Consider the following 18440-nt stretch of genomic DNA (forward strand, 5'->3'; position numbering starts at 1 on the left):
GCTTAGCGCAGGCGAATGACGAAGGGGTCCTGCATCGCGCCGGAGTAATCGATGACGATGTTCTTGAGACGCGAGAATTCGCGCATCACTTCGAATCCCCCGCGCCTTCCATAGCCGCTATGCTTCATGCCGCCGTTTGCGGACATGTAGGCGGCCGACCGATACGTGTTGATCCAGACGGTGCCTGCATCGACGTCACGCGCAAATCTCATGGCGCGGCTGATATCCTGGGTCCAGATGCCAGCAGCCAATCCATATTCGGTCCCGTTGGCGAGTGCAATCAGTTCTTCTTCGCTCGAGAACGGCATCACGCCGACTACGGGGCCGAAGATCTCCTCCTGCATGAAGCGCATGTCGTTTCGTGCATGCGTCATGACCGTGGGCTCGAAGTACCAGCCGCCGGCTAGCGCGTCATCATTGGGGCGTTGTCCGCCCACGGCGACTTTTGCGCCTTCGTGTACACCCGAGCCCACGTACTTTTGAACCTTGTCGAGTTGCGACGACAGCGCGAGTGGTCCGATATCGGTTCCTTCGCTGACCGGGTGGCCGATCGTGATCCGACGCGTGCGTTCCACCAGCGCTTCGACGAAATCGTCGTACGCCTGTGCTTCGACGAAGCAACGCGAACCCGCTACACACGTCTGTCCCGCTGCAGCGAATACACCGGAGACGACACCGTTCACAGCACGCTCGATGTCGACGTCACCGAATACTACGTGTGGAGATTTGCCTCCCAGCTCCATCTGACACGGCACCAGGTTTTGCGCGGCATTGCCGGCGATCCTCCGCCCCGTGGCGGTGCTGCCCGTAAAGACATATTTTGCAATGCCCGGATGACGGGTCAACGCATCACCCGTGATCTGCCCGTCGCCCGTGACGACGTTGAATACGCCCGGTGGAATACCGGCCTCGATCGCCAGTTCGGCCAGTGCGACGGTCGACGCCGTCGTGTGCTCGGACGGCTTGACGACGACCGTGTTGCCGATGGCAAGGCAGGGCGCGAGCGTGCCCGTGAGCAACATCAGCGGCGAGTTCCAGGGCGTGATCATGCCGACGACGCCGATCGGCTCGCGGACGTTGTAGTTGAGCGTATCGAGCTTGTTGACAGGGATAGTCTCGCCCTGCAGCTTGTCGGCCATGCCGGCGAAATAGAAATACGAGTCGGGCATCGCGCGCATTTGCGCCCGCATCTCCTTGAGGAGCTTGCCGTTGTCGCGGCACTCGATCATCGCAAGCTCGTCCGCGTGGGCGAGCACCAGTTCTCCGAGGCGCCGCACCAGTTTGCCGCGCTCCGTTTGCGTCATGCGCCGCCAGGCCGGATTGACGAAGGCAGCCTGCGCCGAGCGAACCGCCTTATCGACATCGGCCGAATCCGCCTGCGAGAACTCGTACCACGGCTTGCCTGTCGATGGGTCGTAGCTGGCGATGAATTCCCCGCTGTGCGCCGCGGTGAATTCCCCGTCAATGAACAGTCCCAGGCGGGACCCTTGCAGACGTTCGATGGTCGTTTGCATCGGTTGACTCCACGTATCAAGAATGTGCAGATTGAAGCCACGGCTGCGTGTCGCCGACCATGGCGACGCGACCGCCGTCGAGTGAATCCATGTAGATGCCGAATCTCCCGCGTTCGGTCTCATGGACGTAGCGTCGCAACATCGCGCGGATCTCTTGCGACGCGATGTTCTCGAAGGGAAGCTGGTTCATCGTGAAGAAGCAGAACTGCTCCGGCAGTCCGCAACTTCCATAGGGACGGGCAATCCTGGCGCGATAGATCAGGTATCCGGGATCGTTGTCGGCAACGTCGAACACCGAGTACAGGAACGTGTCATAGGGCTCGAGCGCGAGTTCACCACCACCGGCAAGGGGAAGCCGCCCCTCCCTGATGCGGCTCGTCGCGCTTGGCAGTACCCAGCCTCCCTTGCCATCCCGTGCAAGCAACAGACTGCCGTCGGCCTCGATGAGGTAACCGACGATCATGTCGTGCGAAGACAGCCAACCCGGCGGCAGCGGATCTTTGACCTGTGCGTATCGGCCGCGGCAGAAACCGAGCGGGTCCGCGGGGCTCGTGCCGAATGCCTGAATGCGACCCACCAGGATGGCGTGATCACCGGCATCGACGAGGCTATGAACCGTGCAGTCGAACCACGTCAGGCAATCGGTGAGTACGGGCGCGCCTGTGTGCACGGCGTCGTGGACAACCGATGCGAACTTGTCGGCAGATTTGGACGCGAAAAGATTCGAGACATCGACCTGCCCGTCGTGCAGAAGGTTGACTGCAAAATGCCCGCTCTGCTGGAACACGGGGTAGCTCGATGCACCCTTGCCGATACACACCAGCAGCAACGGCGGGTCGAGAGAGACAGACGTGAAGGAATTAGCCGTCATGCCGCGCGGACGGCCTTCCGCATCACGCGTCGTGATGACCGTCACCCCCGTGACGAAGGTGCCGAAAGCACGGCGCAACGCCACGGGATCGATTGGTTTGACCTGTTCTCCGGCGTCCTTTTGCATTCCCGTCACCTCAAAACGTGTTTGTCTTGAGGTGAACGATATGTGATGAAAATCCGGGCTTCTTCCTCTGTCCCGGAGGAAAACCGCAATTAATTAGTATCGTTTTGTAGGCAGGGTTTTCACGGACGCATAGGGCACGATCGACTCAGTGGGTTCCCGTCAGTTGATGAAGGTGAATCGCCAGCTCGACGGCGAACCGCCGTTCAGGCGACTCGACGTCGATGTGAAAAAGCTCGTTGATACGTGACAGGCGGTAGCGCAGTGTCGTGACGTGCAAGCCCATCTCGTTGGCGCAGAGTTGACTGCGACATCCCGAGCGCAGATAAGCCGAGAGTGTTTGCAGATAATCCGAGCGGGTGCGTTTGTCGTATTCGATCAGCTTGCCGATCGCACCGTCGACGAAAATCCGAACGTCTGCAGAATCCGCTGCACCCATCAGGATGGGAACAGGGCCGAGATCGGGCATCCGCAGGAAGCCGGTTTTTCCATAGTTCCGGGCAACCCGGATCATCCGCCAGCATCGCTCCCATTCCTGCGCCAGAGGTTCCATTCCCTCGAAGCGTTCGCCAAGTACGACGATTGGCGCACATCCAAAGGTCCCGGAGACCGCATCCGAGATTTGCTGCCCGAGCCTCGTCAATGCGGTAGCCTCGGAATCTTCTTCGTCGGGGAGCAGGCAGACAAGTCCACTGCCAACCATCACGACGTGCATCGTGATGTTCTGCTGCCTTGCGAGCATGGTGACCGTTCTATGGCCCTCGACGGTGAGATTGGTGCCTTGACCAGCCGGGCCCGGAAAGTCGATCACGATCATCCGAAGCGGCGCGGTGAGGGCGAGACCAAGATGCCGTGCTCGCCCCAATACGTCGTCCTCACTGCGCCAGCGACGCTCCACGATTTCGAAGAACAGTTCGGTGAGCGTGCGCGTCTCTATGCGGAAGCGGATCACGCTGCGCATCAGTTGAACGCTCAGGGCGAAGCTGACGCTCTCGAGCATCAGCTTCTGCAGGTCCGAGGGTTTGCCCTCGCCGAACGTCAGCAGGGCTCCCACCAGTTCATCGTCGATGGTGAGCGGCTGGATCGTGGCTTCGACAGAGCTTCCCTGTCCGATCGGCAGCACCACGGATGACTTGCGCTGAAACTCGATCGCATCACGCACGATCGGAACGAATTCCCGGCCTCCGGCACCCGTCAGCCATTTGGCCCATGCTGCGTCGTCGTAGATGGAGGGAAGAGGCGATCCCGATCCGAGGAGGTAGTTCGAGAAGAAATCCACGACCAGCACAGGCCCGTCAAGCAGGTCGCCGAGCGACACGGTCAAGGTCGCCAATGACTCACCCGCCAGAACCTCTCTGAGCAACGTGCGTTGCGATTCGATGATGCGCTGAAGCTGCTCATTGGCCTGCGTTTGCGCCCGATGACGATGCGCCCGCTCGACCGCGATCGCGCCGAGTTGCACAACCGCCGACATGAACGCGAGGTCCTCCTCGCCTACTTCGCGTACGGCGCGCGACGCAACCGTCAGTACCATTGGCCGACCTGCCGTATCGCTGCTGGTCATCGGCAGGACCAGAACGGTGCGGTAACCGCGTACCTTGGCTTCGCGTCGATAACCCGGGAATTGTGTCGTTTCGAGTGCGTCGCGAATATAGACGGGCTCGCGCGTCTGCAATGCGATCAGACAAGGACTCGTCGCCAACTCCCAGCGATCCTCGGTCTGCTGCGGCAGCATGCTCGACTCATACCGGGTCAGAACAAGCGCATAGCCGTGAGCGAGGTCGACAGACATGATCGAGCCAAGATGCCATGCGCCCTGCTCGCAGGCCGAGCGGATCAAACCGGCCAATAGCTCGTCGATGTTCTCGTCCGCACTGATCTGGCTGGCAACCCGGCTCAGCGCCATGACCTGTTTCTGCTGATCGGACATCGTCCCCTCCTGTGTTTCCGAGGAAATTACACGAAACCGTAGGAAAGAAAAAAAGAATCTTCCTGCGAAGCGAGGAAGACACGTCGCGCGACGATGCATAGCATTGATGCGTGCTCGTTCCCGAGCCGATCTCAAGCCCAACGCACCAGGAGACTTCCAGTGAGCGCCGAACTTCGAAAAATCGCGACCTTCATCGAGACAACCTACGTCGAAGGGGGTAAGGCAGCGGGAAAGCCCGTCACGACGGTCATCGTGGCGGCAGTGATTCGCAACCCGTGGGCCGGACAGGGTTTCGTTGAAGACCTGCGGGCCGAAATTCTCGCGTCGGCACCCTCTCTCGGGGAAACCCTGACGCGACAACTGACAGACCTCATGCCCGCCGAACGGGTACAGGCGTATGGGAAAGCGGCCGTGGTCGGCGTGAACGGCGAAATCGAGCACGCGTCGGCGTTGATCCATACACTGCGCTTCGGCAACGTGTTTCGCCACGCCGTCGAAGGCACCGCCTTTCTGAGCTTCACCAATACGCGTGTCGGACCAGGCGCCCTGATTTCAGTGCCGATGATCCACAAATCGGAAACCGGTAAGCGCTCTCACTTCATTACGAGCACCTTCCAGATTGCAGATGCGCCCGGCCCAGACGAAATCGTGATCGCGATCGGCGCCTCCGACGGCGGACGGGTCCATCCCCGAATCGCAGACCGCTTCCAGGATATGGAAGAGATGGCCAACGAACAGGCGTCCACCTGAGCTTACGTCGCATCGCAACGCCCACGCGAAAGAGATCAACCATGACAGGCCCGATTGCGTTTATTAGCAGCATGCCGTCCGAGGTACAGGACAGCTACCTCGCATCGCTCCGCGCGGCCATGCCGGGTGAGAACATCGTTCCCTTTGATCTGCTCACGGACGCGCAGCGTCAACGGGTCGACATCGCGGTGGTCGCGAGACCCGATCCTGTCAAAGTCGCCGCCCTGCCCAAGCTCGCATGGATCCAGAGCATGTGGGCAGGCGTCGACCAACTCCTGCCCGCGCTTGGGAGCAAAGCGCCGCCAGTCGTGAGATTGATCGACCCGGAAATGTCGCGAACGATGTCCGAAGCCGTACTCGCATGGACGTACTTCCTTCAACGGGACATGTCTGCGTACGCCCGCCAGCAAGCGAGATTGCTCTGGAGGCAGTTGCCATACCGCAAACCATCTCAAGTCAGCGTCGGTCTACTGGGTATGGGTGAACTTGGAACCGCTGCGGCAGTCCGTCTGGCGGACGCAGGGTTTAAGGTGCGCGGCTGGAGTCGCTCGACAAAGCGCCTGCCTGGCATCGAGACCTGTTCCGGCGAGAGCGGGCTCGATCTCATACTGCGCGAGAGCGACATCGTCGTGTGCCTGTTACCTCTCACACCGCAGACGCAGGGCTTGCTAAATATCGAGCGACTGACTCAAATGAAGCGAGGCGCTGCGCTTATCAACTTCTCGCGCGGGCCAATTCTTGTCGAGAACGATCTGCTCACGATGCTCGAGCGTGAACATATCTCGCACGCAGTGCTGGACGTCTTCAGTGTCGAACCGTTGCCGCAAGAATCCGGATTGTGGCGCCATTCATCGGTCACTGTGCTGCCGCACATTTCAGCGCCGACGGACAACGAAACAGCCGCCACCGTGTTCGCCGACAATGTTCGCGCGTATCGGAGTGGCGGGCGCATCCCCGCCAATGTCGACTTGACTCGCGGTTACTGACCTGGCATGCAGCGTCTCCACCTCCGCTCCTTGCCATGACATCGCGTATTTCCGTTTTGTCGACCGAAGGCCGCACATGCTGAAGCTTGATCGCTACGATATCGCAATCTTGCAGATCCTCGCCCGCGAAGGGCGCATAACCAAATCGCGATTGGCCGAAGCGATCCATCTCTCTATTTCGCCTGCCTGGGAACGCGTCCGTCGGCTCGAAGAAGGTGGAATTATCCGCGGCTACCGGGCAGAGTTCGATTGGGTTGGCGCAGTTGATATCAGCCATATCATCGTCGAGGTGACACTCTCGCGGCATACCGCTTACGACCTGCATCGCTTCGAGACACGCATGTGTTCCGCGCCAGAAGTTGTGCAGTGCTATGCGACGGGGGGTGGCATCGACTACATCGTGCACACGGTCACACGAAACATAGATGACTATCAGCGCTTCATCGACGCAATGCTTTTGGATGATCTCGGCATTGAGCGCTACTTTACCTACGTCGTGACGAAGATGGTCAAACAGGTCACCTGCAACGTGCCTGAGTGGATCGCATTGGATTGATCTCGTGTGGGCGAGGGGTATCGGACTCTGCATGCCGTTCGTGCACGTCAACATCGCTTTCACGGTTGCATTCGCGGCAGCAAGTAGGCCGCTCACGAAAACAGGGGCAAGATCGCGGACGCGTTGGACAGACGCTGAGACACAGAATCTTGGAACTGCTCGCCAACACCACATTGGTAAGAAAACGCGGCTTAACTCATTTTCAGAGCATCGTTGATTATCGGGACATGTCCAGTGCACACATCAACTGTGCCCGCCTACCTCGGACTTGCGCGCCAACGTCCCCCGGGCAAGCGTGCCGCCGCACGGGAGCCGGGCGACGCGACGCGCCAATTCACGCACCGTTCACTGCCTCCTTGAACGCCTTGCCCGCAGTGAACTTGACCGTCTTCGCCGCAGCGATCTGGATCGGCGCCGGTCGCCGGATTGCGGCTGACCCGCGTAGCACGCGCGCCGGTCGAAAACGCTTCACAGCCCTGATAGCGAGCATCGCACTAGCGTAGCTTTTATGGGTCGATCAGGCTGCTCTTCTTCCCGCAATTCATGACGTGAGGGCGGGAAGCTGGCTATTGGTCATTTTGATGGCGTCGCTTGCCACTTCGGGTCATCTCCTTATGCTTCAGGCGTTGCGAAGAACGCCGCTTGCTGTGCTGACTCCGTTCGGCTATGCGCAGCTTGCCTTCGCCACATTCTTTGGCTGGCTGCTGTTCGGTAAGATTCCAGACTTGTGGACCATCGTAGGGATGGCTGTAATCGCGATCAGCGGAATCGGCACGATGGTCGTGCATGCGTCACCTCGAGGCCAGTAATCACCTTTCTTGCTTGTTGTTTTGCGGGATTTTGAACGGGATATGACTTCCAGGCCGCCGGCAATCCCCGCTGGATTGGCTGCACTACTCGCCAGCTGTCGTCGGGTTCGCTGCAGGTCGGCCGTTGTCGATCGGGAGTGTGCGTTTGCTGATCCGGCAAGCTGCCGCGTGGCCGCTCGATGCCTCCACCGTCGGCAATCCGCCACATTGCTGACGTGAAACCGAGTGCGCACCAATGTCGGCTTTGGCCGAATTCTGTGCGTAGCTCCTCCGTCAGGTCTCTGAGTACAGCAGCCATATGCCGAGCAAGCTGACCGGCAAGTGCTCGACCATACCTAACCTTCAGGTATCGCATCCGTCAGGCGGCAACGAGTCGGCGAAACCCTGTCATCGTTCGACAACGCACACTACCCTCGCACAGACATTCCGCCGGACTTATACGCTTGGTCTGTCGAACGCGTATTACCGGCTGCTCGATAAACTCGGTGCCGTCAGGGGTGTGCCCACGCCGGCGTCTGTCTGGATTGTCTTGAATGGGCCAGCCCTGATTGAACCCAAACTGCAAGGTGGCGCGGCGAAACACGTGGCCATCCGAGATTAAGCTTCAGGGCCGTTTAAAAACCAGAAGGCGCATTTCCACTCGCTGACAAAGCTCACCTTGCTGGTTCATCGTGTCGCTGCGGACTGTCGCGATGCCGCGGTCGGGTTTGGAACGCGACGGCGCGATCTCCAGGACGGTGCTGACGACATGCAGGACATCGTTCGGGCGAGTGGGTCTTGGCCACGCGATTTCGCCGCTCGCACCAATAATGCCACCCGCAATCGGCAGGCTCTGAACGAGAAGTTTCATGGTGATCGCTGCCGTGTGCCAGCCGCTCGCTGCAAGCCCCGCAAAGAAGGAGCGTTGAGCCGCTTCCTCGTCCAGATGGAAAGGTTGGGGATCGAACTGTCGCGCGAAGGCGTGTATCTGGTCGACATCGAGTTTATGCTCCGCGCTTTTGTACACCGCACCCACGGCGAGATCTTCCAGATACAGAGTCTCTGATTTCATGCGTTACTCCTGAAACGTTTTATTCGCTGATATTGGCTCTTCGAACGCCCCTTCTGTGGTGACGTTCGACCTTGATGGTGCTATCCCTATCCGAAGGATAGTCTTGCGCGGAGAATCCGAGAGTGGCCCGGGGGCCTCGCCGCTAGCGACTTCGAAGCCGGTCGCACTGCCTGCCCATTAGCTGCGCAGCGGCCGCAGACCCGCCCGAACTTCCTGCGCGAGTAGCAGGGGCTCCTCCCAGGCGGCGAAATGGCCGCCCCGTTCAGGCCGGTTGTAATAGATGAGGTCGTGGTAAGCCTGCTCTGTCCAACTGAGCGGCGCCTGATAGTTCTCACCGGGAAACGCGCTGACGGCAGCCGGCACGGAAACATTCGCTGCAACGAGGTAGTTGAAGTGGGCCGTTTCCCAATAGAATCGGGCCGCCGACACGCCCGTGTTGGTCAGCCAGTAAAGCGTGATGTTGTCGAGGACGTCATCGCGTGTGATGGCACCGGCTGAATGCCCGTTGACCGTGCGCCCTAGCACGGCCGAGGTGATCGTTGCCGCCGGCTGGCCATAAGCATCGCCGTGATCGAGCAGCCAGCCTGCCAGCGCAATCGGAGAATCGGCCAGTCCATAGAGGCTTTGCGGACGAGTCGCCATCTCGAACGCGTAGGCGCGGCGCTTCTTGAAATTGACGCTCAATTGCTCATACGCGAGCCTTTCGTCGGACGAGAGCCCTGCCGGTGACGGGTTCCCGCCCTGGATCGCCGTGAGGATATCCGGCGGAACTGCCGCCGGGAAATTGACATGGATGCCCAGCAATCCAGGCGGCGCCTGTTTGGCCATCACATTCGACACGATACCTCCCAGATCACCGCCCTGTGACGCAAATTTCGTATAGCCAAGACGCTGCATGAGCGTGACCCATGCGCGCGTGGTACGCTCCGGACCCCAGCCGGTCGTCGTAGGCTTGCCTGAGAAGCCATAGCCCGGCAACGACGGAACGACCAGATGGAAGGCGTCGGATGCGCTCGCGCCATAGGCGGTGGGATTGACGAGCGGATCGATGATCTTGATCTGCTCGATGATCGAACAGGGCCACCCGTGCGATACGATCAGCGGCAATGCATTCTCATGCTTCGAGCGCACGTGCATGAAATGAATGTCGAGCCCGTCGATCTCAGTGACGAACTGCGGCAGAGCGTTCAGGGTCGCTTCGCACTTGCGCCAGTCGTAGTCGGTCGCCCAATGGTGCGCGAGGCCCTGAAGCGTCGCGAGTTGCACGCCTTGCGAGTCGTCATCGACGGTTTCGCGCTCCGGCCATCGGGTGGCCCTGATGCGTCTTCTCAGATCTACGAGCAGCGACACGTGAACCTGCACGCGAAGGCGGCGAATTGCGTCCGTGCCGCTGCCCGTCTGCGGTTGGACATCGGTAATACCGCGGTTCGTGTGCGCAGATACAAGTGGGCTCAGAGATTGCGCGGCTACGGCTGCCGCGGCGAGGCTCACGAATTGCCGGCGGGATGTCGATTGAGGGATAAGCTTGTCTGTCATGCGAACTCCAGTTGACGATGAGCCTGGCGGCTGGCGCGCAAGGCACAAAAGGGAGAACCGGCGTTGACCCCTGTGGGAGTTTCGACACGCCTGGTCCATGCGGCGCATCTCCAAGGCGCGACGAACAGCCAGTCTCACGTGCCGAACCGCGCAGCCACACGTAACAGCATGGCCGCAACCATGGCCATGCCCGGGGCGAGATAGCTGGCATGGAGATGGACACGGGTAAAGAAAGAGCCCGCAAAAATGATGGCGAGTATCCACACGCCCAGCAGATGCAGCTTTTTCCAGTTTTCCGGGCCGATAAGGCGCGCCGGCGTCGCGAACGACGTAGCCGTGAGCAGCAGAATCATCAGATAGCCGATGAAGCCCGGTATGTTGGTCACTGTCGTACGGCCTGCCCAGAATGCTTCGGGTGCCGTACCGACGTAGGCGACGAGTGCTAACGCATGCAGAAACTGCGACACAGCAAACGACAACCCGATGTAGCGACGCTCTCTTGCCAGCGCTCTGGTTGGCACCGACGGCGCCAGTTTTACAAGCGGCGCGGCCATGAAAACGGCGAGAAACAGAACAAAGGACGTGCGAGCCGTCGCACGCACAACATACTGCAACGATCTCACCCAGTCCGGCGCCAGTGCGAAGGCCGCCACTGCAAAGCAAGAAGCACATATGGTAAGTACACCGAAAAGCTTCCAGCGGGTCATATGGATAATCCGATCGATATTTGTCGATTGCTGGGCAACGAGCCGGCGATTGCGAGAGACGCCGGCTTTCGGGCCTGTATCGGTACGGTAGCGCGGCCGGCCAGACGCGCGCGCAGCGTCTGGTTCAGTGACTACGCGGCCCAAATCCTGAGTAGGAGCGCAACTGGCTGATCTGAGGCCGTGCGAGAAAACCGGATTTGACCAATGGAAGCTCTGACAGGAGTTCCGCGAGGCGGATTTCGTCATCGGCCTCCGAAATCATGCAGGCGCCACCTTCTGCTCTCAGCCATATCTGGCGCACGACTCCCGAGGCGTAGAGCCGGCGAACATACTCGGCTTCCGCCTCGACGTCCTCCTTGGCAGGGGACATCGAGGACGCGTTTTCCGAACGGGGAATGATCACGAGGTATTGCATTTTGCTCTCCTGGGAAGGCGTTGCGCTCCGGCTATGAATTCCGTGTGAACAAATCCGGAACTCAGTGCTGGGAGGAATGGGTCATCTCAGCCTGAAGAACGGCACACCCGCTCCTCTTGCATCCTCCGAGGCATCGGTGGATGTGGTCACTGGGCAGCTAATCCGGCGTCTGACCGAACCATACATCACCTATGTTTTTCATAGCAACAGATTTTTTCTATTGTGCAAACCTCACCTGATGCGCGGCTAATTTCTCGAGGCTACGCACGTAACAATTCAGGAATTCAAGTTCTAGCTTTACACTATGCTTTTCATATATACAATGCAGTCACAGGCAAACTTCATCGCCAGCTGAACCGGGTTCGCGAGCGGCACAGGTGTCCGTGTAAAACGCAGGCCGTGTCGGGACGCAGGTTCGATGCCCCCCCTTCCGAAGGAACGCAAATGACGCCCGTCGCCTACCACACCAATTCGACTGCACTGCTGTTCGTCGATCCCTATAACGACTTCCTCTCGGAGGGCGGCAAAGTCTGGCCCTTCGTCAAGGACGTCGCGGCACAAGTCGGACTGCTCGACAATCTTCGGGCCATCAACAGCGCCGTCCGCCGTGCCGGGATACGGGTCGTGTATGTCCCGCACCGCCGGTGGCAGCCGGGGGATTACCAGTGCTGGTGTCACCCGAGCCCCAGCCAGCGCAAGATCATGGACGGTCATCATTTCGCCAGGGGCGAGTGGGGCGGCGAGTGGCATCCCGACTTCGCGCCGCAACCGGGCGACGTCGTGGCCCTCGAACATTGGGGCTCGAGTGGCTTTGCCAATACGGACCTTGATTTCCAGCTCAAGCAGCATCGCATTACGCACGTGGTTCTCGTCGGCCTGCTGGCCAACACCTGCATCGAGGCGACTGGCCGTTACGCAATAGAACTCGGTTACCACGTGACCCTCGTGAAGGATGCAACGGCCGCGTTCCGTCAGGAAATGATGCACGCGGCACACGATCTGAATGGGCCGACCTTTGCGCACAGTATCGTCAACACGCGCGAGCTCATCGATGCGTTGCCAACGGCCTGAGCTGACTCCGTGACGCATTCGTCCGCATGGCGTGTTGCCGCCTGACTTGCTGGACGAGGCCATCAGGCTTGCGATGATTTGGTCACCGCCGCGCGATGCCGGATCCCCTTACCCTCTGGACGACACCCATGATCTCCCCGCGCCAGGTCTTTCTGATGGCTTTGTGCTGCGCGCTCGCCGTCTCTCCCATCTACTACCACCAGCCGCTCCTGCCACAGATCGCGTCGACGTTCGGCGTGCCGTCCGCTCGCGGGAGCCTGATCGCCACGCTGACCCAGCTTGGCTACGCAATGGGACTGCTGCTCTTGGTGCCGCTCGCAGACGGCGTCCAGCCGCGCACGCTGGCGTCGCGGGCCATCGTGGCGAATGCGATGGCGCTGATCGCCTGTGCAGCCGCACCGTCCTTCGCCACCTTGAGCGTTTGCAGCTTCCTCGTCGGAACGACTTCAATCTCGGCGCAAATCATCATTCCGGCGGTCTCCGGTAAGGCCACGCTTGCCGCGCGCGGGCGAGTGGTCGGTTCGCTGCTGGGCGGGCTATCTTCGGGCGTCCTGCTGGCACGCACGCTAAGCGGCATCGTTGGCGCACTGTGGGGCTGGCGCTCGATATTCGTGATCGCCTCTGTCATCGATATAGCACTCCTGTTCGTCATCATGAAGTTGCCCATGTCGAACACACTCGTGGCTATCCGCTACCGCGAGTTGATGCAGTCGCTCGCTGGTCTCGTGCGAGAGGAGCGGCTGCTACGCGTCTCGGCGGCGATGGGCTTTCTCGTGTTCGCCGCCTTCAGCGCGCTGTGGGCAACACTCGCGGTGCTGCTCGCCCGACCGCCCTATCACTACGGTCCTGCCACCATCGGCGCATTCGGACTGATCGGGCTGGTCGGCCTTTCGGTATCACCACAACTCGGTGCCGTCGTCGACCGGATGGGCTCCCGCCACATCGCGACCGCCGGCGCACTAACGGTTCTGATTGCATTCGCGTTTGTCGCAGCGGGCGGCCGCAGCCTCGTATGGCTGATCGTCGGCATGGTGTTGCTGGATCTCGGCAACCGCACGAGCTTTATCGCCAACCAGGCCCGCATCTATGCGCTGCGTCCCGAGGCCCGCAGCCGCCTTAATACGGTTTTCATGGTTTCGTACTTTCTGGGTGGCGCGGTCGGTGCGGCGCTTGGCGGGGCCGGCGCCTTGCGCGCCGCCTGGGTTGGCCTCGCCGCGGTCGGCGTGTTGCTCTCGCTCGCGGCCGTTGCCGTCAATTCGCTCGCGTTCGGGCGGCCCAGTTCGGCCATTGTCGACGGGCAGGTTTGACCCGAACAACCGGACGATTCGCACGCAGGCTTGGTGGCTTCGACGTAGCACAAGCCGCCGAAAGACAATTTACTCAGGAGAGTCTGATGTCATTCAAGGCACTGCTCGCAACAAAGCCGCGCGACGCGGTTTCGACGCGCATCGTCAATTTCCACGACCGGGATCTCATGCCCCGTGACGTCACGATCGCCGTGGAGTATTCAACGGTGAATTTCAAGGACGCGCTCGCCATCACGGGACGCGCGGAGATCATTCGCGAGTTTCCGTTAGTCGCGGGGTATCGACCTGGCCGGCACCGTCGAGGCATCGGCGTACCCCGGCATTTCGGTTGGCGATCGTGTCGTCGTCAACGGGTGGGAATTAAGCCAGAGTCATCACGGCGGATTTGCGCAGAAGGCGCGCGTCAAAGGCGAATGGGTAGTCAAGCTGCCAGCGGTCCTTTCTACCATGGACTCAATGGCGATCGGCACCGCCGGATACACAGCCATGCTCTCCGTATTGGCTCTCGAACATGGCGGCCTCTCGCCTCGGCGCGGTGATGTCCTCGTTACTGGCGCGAACGGCGGCGTCGGATCGATCGCGATTGCGCTCCTGTCTGGCCTCGGCTATCGCGTCGTCGCATCAACCGGACGCCTCGAAGAGGCCGAATATCTGCGCAACCTTGGCGCGGCGGAGATCATCGACCGGCGCACGCTCTCTGAACCGGGTGCACCGATCGCCCAGGAACGTTGGGCCGGTGCCGTGGACTCCGTCGGCCATCACACGCTCGCCAACGTGCTGGCCCAGTACCGCGGCGTGGTTGCCGCCTGCGGCCTCGCGCAAGGCGCGGGCCTCCCCGGCTCGGTCCTGCCCTTCATCCGACGTAACGTGACCCTCGCGGGCATCGATTCCGTCAACGCCCCGCAGGCAGTGCGCGTCGAGGCCTGGTCGCGGCTCGCGCATGACCTCGACCTGGACAAGCTCGGCCGCGCGACGACGTTAGTGGGACTCGCCAAGGTTCCTGCGATTGCGCACCAGATCCTGGAAGGCAAGGTTCGGGGACGTACCATCGTCGACGTCGATGCATAAATGCCCTGTCGTCATTCGTCTCCAGAGACTGTGCGCACAGCAGCAATCTTGATTCAGGAGTTCAGCGTGTCCGCCGTTCCTTCTTCATGCCACCGGTGCGAAGCTTCGTCGCTCGATGCCCGTGCCCTGTTCGCCACGTTTGCCGGGCTCTGTGGAAGTCTGGTCGCCATTGGTCTGGCGCGCTTCGCCTACACACCGCTCATCCCCTCGCTGATCGAGGCGCACTGGTTCACATCCCCACAGACCGTCACGCTCGGAGCGGCGAACTTCGCCGGCTACCTGATCGGCGCAATGGTGGGACGCCCGTTCGCTGCGTGGCTGTCCACCGGTCCGCATTGCGGCTCCTGATGGCGGTCGTCACGATCGCATTCTTCACGTGCGCGTGGCCGGTGTCGGTGTCGTGGTTCTTCTTCTGGCGTCTGCTGTCGGGTATCTCGGGCGGCGCGATCATGGTGCTCGTCGCGACGTCGATCCTGCCGCACATTCCTGCGCCGCGCCGTGGCTTCGCGAGCGGAATGATCTTCCTTGGCCTGGGTCTCGGAGTTGCGGCATCAGGCACGCTGATTCCGCAACTTCTGCACATGGGGTTGCGCGACACGTGGCTTGGCCTCGGCGCGCTCTCACTCTCGCTCACGGCCTTGAGCTGGTTCGGCTGGCCGGCGACGAACCGTCCCGCGCCACAGGTCGCCCCGTTGCACGGAGCAGACCGCAGCAGGCTCGCGCTGCGCGTCTTCTACGCACAATACGCTGCTAACGCGCTCGGTCTCGTGCCCGTGATCGTGCTGCTCGTCGACTACGTGGCCCGGGGCCTCGGCCGGGGCGCCGCCGTTGGTGCGAACTACTGGGTGTTATACGGTCTCGCCGCCATCGCCGGCCCGATGATCTGCGGAAACCTTGGCGATCGCATCGGTTTCGGTCCAGCCTGGCGCGCCGCCCTCGCATTGCAGGCCATCGCGGTCGTGGTGCTCGCGAAGACGGGCAATCCTTTCGTGTTCGGGGTCGCCACGGTGGTCATTGGCGTATTCACGCCCGGAATCGTGCCACTCGTGCTCGGGCGCATTCATGAGCTGGTGCGTGACAATCACCTCGAACAGCGCGCAGCCTGGAGCCGCGCGACCACGGCCTTTGCACTCTTTCAGGCGCTTGGCGGCTATGGCTACTCGGATCTGTTTTCCCGCTTTCACGATGACTACGCGCTCGTCTTCCTGTGCGGTGCGGGCGCGCTCACCCTAGCCTTCCTCGCCGACGTCATCATGCAGGCTCGGCGCACAGAGCAGCATGAGCGCTAGCGCGGGAGGGATCACCCAGACCTGGCCTTCGCGGCCCGATACGCCTCGCGTCTTTTCTCGCGCTCCTTTGCAAACGTCGGGCTCAAGGCCGCGTCGAGATCGCTCCGCTCTACGTATTCGCCGCAAGACGGGCAGATATAGTCAAGCCCGACCTCGTGCCCACACACCCGATGCATAAACCGTACGGCGACTTCCTCGCCTTTGCTCTTGCACCAGGTTTCACCCCATGTACGCATCGCCTGGATCACTGGATAGAACGCCCGCCCTTTCTGTGTGAGATGGTATTCGTACCGTACCGGCCTCTTCTGATACGGTTGGCGCTCGATCATCCCGTCTGCTTCCAGCGACTTCAGGCGCGTGGCCAGCATCTGTGGCGTCGCTTCCGTCTGAATCTGGATTTCCTCGAACCGGGTCGCCCCCATGTACATCTCGCGCAGGACAAGCGTTGTCCACTTGTCACCGACAACTTCCGTCGATCGCGCAACCGGGCATACCGTGGCCATTACCTTCTCTCTACGCTTCATTTCGCCTCCGCAGAACCTCTTTTTTTCATAGTAACACGAATTCGTATCCCTCGCATACACGGCTGACCGAGTCACCCGTTGTCCATTCAAAACCTGACACTGGTTATGGATACGACGCTTAGACTTGTTTCTATGATATTCATATTTATAATCGATTCGTGTGACGTCCGCGCGCGCAAGTCCGCGCAGACGAATTGCGCAGCCGGGCTCCGGTTGCGACACGCCCCGCCCAACCCCCCTTTCGGGAGAACACGATGTCTGCCCTTATCTATCGCGCCGAACACACTGGTTTTTTGCTGGTCGACCCTTACAACGATTTCCTGTCGCATGGCGGCAAGATCTTTCCGATGATCGAGGCAGTCGCCAACGACGTTCGGCTTCTCGACAATTTGCGCGCAGCGGTGAGCGCCGCACGCAAAGCTGGCATCCAGGTGTTCTACGTCCCGCATCGCCGCTGGCAACCTGGCGATTACGAAGACTGGGACCATCCGAATCCGACGCAACTGATCGTGCAGAAGCGCCAGTCCTTCGCAAAAGGGACGTGGGGCGGCGAATGGCACCCCGATTTTGTTCCCTTGGAAAACGACATCATCATCCACGAGCATTGGGCGCAAAGCGGTTTCGCCAACACGGACCTCGATTTCCAGCTCAAGCAGCACAAAATCTCGCACGTCATCGCCGTTGGCCTGCTCGCGAACACCTGCATCGAAGCCACCGCGCGATCCGCAATGGAACTCGGCTATCACGTGACGCTCGTGCGCGACGCGACCGCCGCCTTCTCGCCGGAAATGATGCGAGCCGCCCACGAACTGAACGGACCCACGTTTGCCCATTCGATCGTCACGACGGCCGAATTGCTGACAGCACTGCCGGCATAGGTGTTATGCCGACGATGACGGACTCTAGCGATCAATCCATTAGCAACAACCCATGAAGGACTCACCCATGATTACCATCTGGGGATGGTGATTGACTATCTATGGATCGTCACTGACAGACCTGCGAGTTCAATTCAAGCTGGGTCTGATGGGGCGAGGCCGGAGAACAGCGCGAAGGATTCCTTCACGAATGCGCGAACGGCGGGAGAAAACTCCCGTCGCCTGCTGGCCATTGCGAGATGACACGGATACTCGAAATCCGCGATGGCCCGATAGCAAATTCCCGGCTGTGTGAAGTTGCGCATCGATTCCGGGACAACGACCACGCCGTAACCGGCCGATGCAAGACTGATCGCGGCGATAAAGTCATGAACGCGATGTTCGAGAAAAGGAACGAAGCCTCCCGCTAAGCCCAGCGCGGTGAGCACCTCGCTGAATCCTCCGTCGTCGTCGAAGTGGGGGGAAATAAAACGCTGATCTTTTAGCTCGCTGACCGACACGTGGTCGCTTGCCGCCAATGAATGATCCTCGGCCATCGCGACCAAAAGGGATTCGGTCTGTACGATCGTGGCCACGATCCCCGCCGGATGTTGGCGCCAGGGCCGCACGATACCCACATCGATCTCGCCGCTGACAAGCGCCTCGAACTGACGCGGAGTCTCCATGGCCAGGACCTCGATTCGCACGTCACCGTGCGTGATCCGAAACTGACGCAGCATCCTCGAGAGCACGCCGCTGCTCACGCCGGATGCGACCGATCCAATCCGCACAACACCGGCGAGGCCTCTGGCCGCCAACCGGCCGACCTGATCCGCACGCTCGATATGACGTAGCGCCGCAACCGCTTCGGCATGGAACAAACGCCCCGCATCGGTCAGCGTGACGGGCTGTCGCTTGTTGCGGTTGAGGAGACGAACGCCCATCTCGTGCTCAAGGCGTTGAATCTGGGCGCTGAGCGCAGATTGCGCGACGTTCAAGCGATCCGCTGCCTTGGCAAAGTGCAGATCCTCCACCACAGCAACGAAGTATCGCAGTTGACGGGCGTCGATCATTTA

16 protein-coding genes and 3 pseudogenes are annotated in these 18440 nt (G+C 60.7%); 9 read left to right on the forward strand and 10 right to left on the reverse strand.

Features of this window, described 5'->3' with window-relative positions:
- Window positions 1-2: 2 nt before the first annotated feature.
- The 3 genes from G5S42_RS08490 to G5S42_RS08500 form a co-directional block, all read right to left on the reverse strand.
- The gene (locus tag G5S42_RS08490) at window positions 3-1514 is read right to left on the reverse strand and encodes an aldehyde dehydrogenase (RefSeq protein WP_176106351.1); all 1512 of its coding nucleotides are present in this window, start codon (window positions 1512-1514) and stop codon (window positions 3-5) included.
- 16 nt (window positions 1515-1530) lie between these two features.
- On the reverse strand, window positions 1531-2511 hold the full coding sequence (locus tag G5S42_RS08495) for a flavin reductase family protein (protein WP_176106352.1): 981 nt from the start codon (window positions 2509-2511) through the stop codon (window positions 1531-1533).
- 145 nt (window positions 2512-2656) lie between these two features.
- Window positions 2657-4438, reverse strand: a complete 1782-nt coding sequence (locus G5S42_RS08500) for a helix-turn-helix domain-containing protein (protein WP_176106353.1) — start codon at window positions 4436-4438, stop codon at window positions 2657-2659.
- Window positions 4439-4597: 159 nt separating this feature from the next.
- On the opposite strand from G5S42_RS08500, the gene G5S42_RS08505 reads away from it, so the two are divergent.
- The 3 genes from G5S42_RS08505 (at window position 4598) to G5S42_RS08515 (ending at window position 6730) form a co-directional block, all read left to right on the forward strand.
- Window positions 4598-5188, forward strand: a complete 591-nt coding sequence (locus G5S42_RS08505; RefSeq protein ID WP_176106354.1) for an amino acid synthesis family protein — start codon at window positions 4598-4600, stop codon at window positions 5186-5188.
- Between the two features lie 41 nt (window positions 5189-5229).
- The gene (locus G5S42_RS08510; protein ID WP_008919387.1) at window positions 5230-6174 is read left to right on the forward strand and encodes a 2-hydroxyacid dehydrogenase; all 945 of its coding nucleotides are present in this window, start codon (window positions 5230-5232) and stop codon (window positions 6172-6174) included.
- A 76-nt stretch (window positions 6175-6250) separates the two neighbouring features.
- Window positions 6251-6730, forward strand: a complete 480-nt coding sequence (locus G5S42_RS08515; protein WP_008919388.1) for an Lrp/AsnC family transcriptional regulator — start codon at window positions 6251-6253, stop codon at window positions 6728-6730.
- A 334-nt stretch (window positions 6731-7064) separates the two neighbouring features.
- On the opposite strand, the pseudogene G5S42_RS44180 reads toward G5S42_RS08515, so the two are convergent.
- Window positions 7065-7206, reverse strand: a pseudogene (locus G5S42_RS44180) (HU family DNA-binding protein); the annotation flags it as partial.
- Window positions 7207-7278: 72 nt separating this feature from the next.
- On the opposite strand from G5S42_RS44180, the gene G5S42_RS08520 reads away from it, so the two are divergent.
- Complete coding sequence (locus G5S42_RS08520; protein WP_312883544.1) at window positions 7279-7539, forward strand: EamA family transporter; 261 nt, start codon at window positions 7279-7281, stop codon at window positions 7537-7539.
- Window positions 7540-8143: 604 nt separating this feature from the next.
- Here the strand turns inward: G5S42_RS08520 and G5S42_RS08525 are convergent.
- From G5S42_RS08525 to G5S42_RS08540, 4 genes are all read right to left on the reverse strand, one after another.
- The gene (locus G5S42_RS08525) at window positions 8144-8590 is read right to left on the reverse strand and encodes a MaoC family dehydratase (RefSeq protein WP_176106355.1); all 447 of its coding nucleotides are present in this window, start codon (window positions 8588-8590) and stop codon (window positions 8144-8146) included.
- A 177-nt stretch (window positions 8591-8767) separates the two neighbouring features.
- Entirely contained in the window at window positions 8768-10126 is a 1359-nt protein-coding gene (locus G5S42_RS08530) for an epoxide hydrolase family protein (protein WP_176106356.1), read from the reverse strand.
- Window positions 10127-10260: 134 nt separating this feature from the next.
- A complete protein-coding gene (locus G5S42_RS08535) occupies window positions 10261-10833 on the reverse strand; it encodes a ferric reductase-like transmembrane domain-containing protein (protein WP_176106357.1) in 573 nt (190 codons plus the stop codon).
- 124 nt (window positions 10834-10957) lie between these two features.
- Window positions 10958-11248 carry a muconolactone Delta-isomerase family protein gene (locus G5S42_RS08540; protein WP_176106358.1) on the reverse strand — a complete coding sequence of 97 codons (291 nt, stop codon included), beginning with the start codon at window positions 11246-11248 and terminating at the stop codon, window positions 10958-10960.
- A gap of 444 nt (window positions 11249-11692) precedes the next feature.
- On the opposite strand from G5S42_RS08540, the gene G5S42_RS08545 reads away from it, so the two are divergent.
- From G5S42_RS08545 to G5S42_RS08560, 4 genes and pseudogenes are all read left to right on the forward strand, one after another.
- Window positions 11693-12319, forward strand: a complete 627-nt coding sequence (locus tag G5S42_RS08545; RefSeq protein WP_176106359.1) for a cysteine hydrolase family protein — start codon at window positions 11693-11695, stop codon at window positions 12317-12319.
- Window positions 12320-12414: 95 nt separating this feature from the next.
- A complete protein-coding gene (locus G5S42_RS08550) occupies window positions 12415-13626 on the forward strand; it encodes an MFS transporter (RefSeq protein ID WP_217709865.1) in 1212 nt (403 codons plus the stop codon).
- A gap of 86 nt (window positions 13627-13712) precedes the next feature.
- Window positions 13713-14694 (forward strand): annotated as a pseudogene (gene acuI, locus G5S42_RS08555) (acrylyl-CoA reductase (NADPH)).
- 66 nt (window positions 14695-14760) lie between these two features.
- Window positions 14761-15983, forward strand: a pseudogene (locus tag G5S42_RS08560) (YbfB/YjiJ family MFS transporter).
- Between the two features lie 11 nt (window positions 15984-15994).
- Here G5S42_RS08560 and G5S42_RS08565 read toward each other — a convergent pair.
- Entirely contained in the window at window positions 15995-16507 is a 513-nt protein-coding gene (locus tag G5S42_RS08565) for a winged helix-turn-helix transcriptional regulator (protein ID WP_176106360.1), read from the reverse strand.
- A 254-nt stretch (window positions 16508-16761) separates the two neighbouring features.
- On the opposite strand from G5S42_RS08565, the gene G5S42_RS08570 reads away from it, so the two are divergent.
- Window positions 16762-17385, forward strand: coding sequence for a cysteine hydrolase family protein (locus G5S42_RS08570; protein WP_176106361.1), 624 nt, complete (start codon window positions 16762-16764; stop codon window positions 17383-17385).
- 134 nt (window positions 17386-17519) lie between these two features.
- On the opposite strand, the gene G5S42_RS08575 is transcribed toward G5S42_RS08570, so the two are convergent.
- Window positions 17520-18437: a LysR family transcriptional regulator gene (locus G5S42_RS08575; protein ID WP_176106362.1), complete on the reverse strand. Its 918-nt coding sequence runs from the start codon at window positions 18435-18437 to the stop codon at window positions 17520-17522.
- Window positions 18438-18440 lie beyond the last annotated feature (3 nt).

The sequence above is a fragment of the Paraburkholderia youngii genome, assembly GCF_013366925.1.
Classification (GTDB): Bacteria; Pseudomonadota; Gammaproteobacteria; order Burkholderiales; family Burkholderiaceae; genus Paraburkholderia; species Paraburkholderia youngii.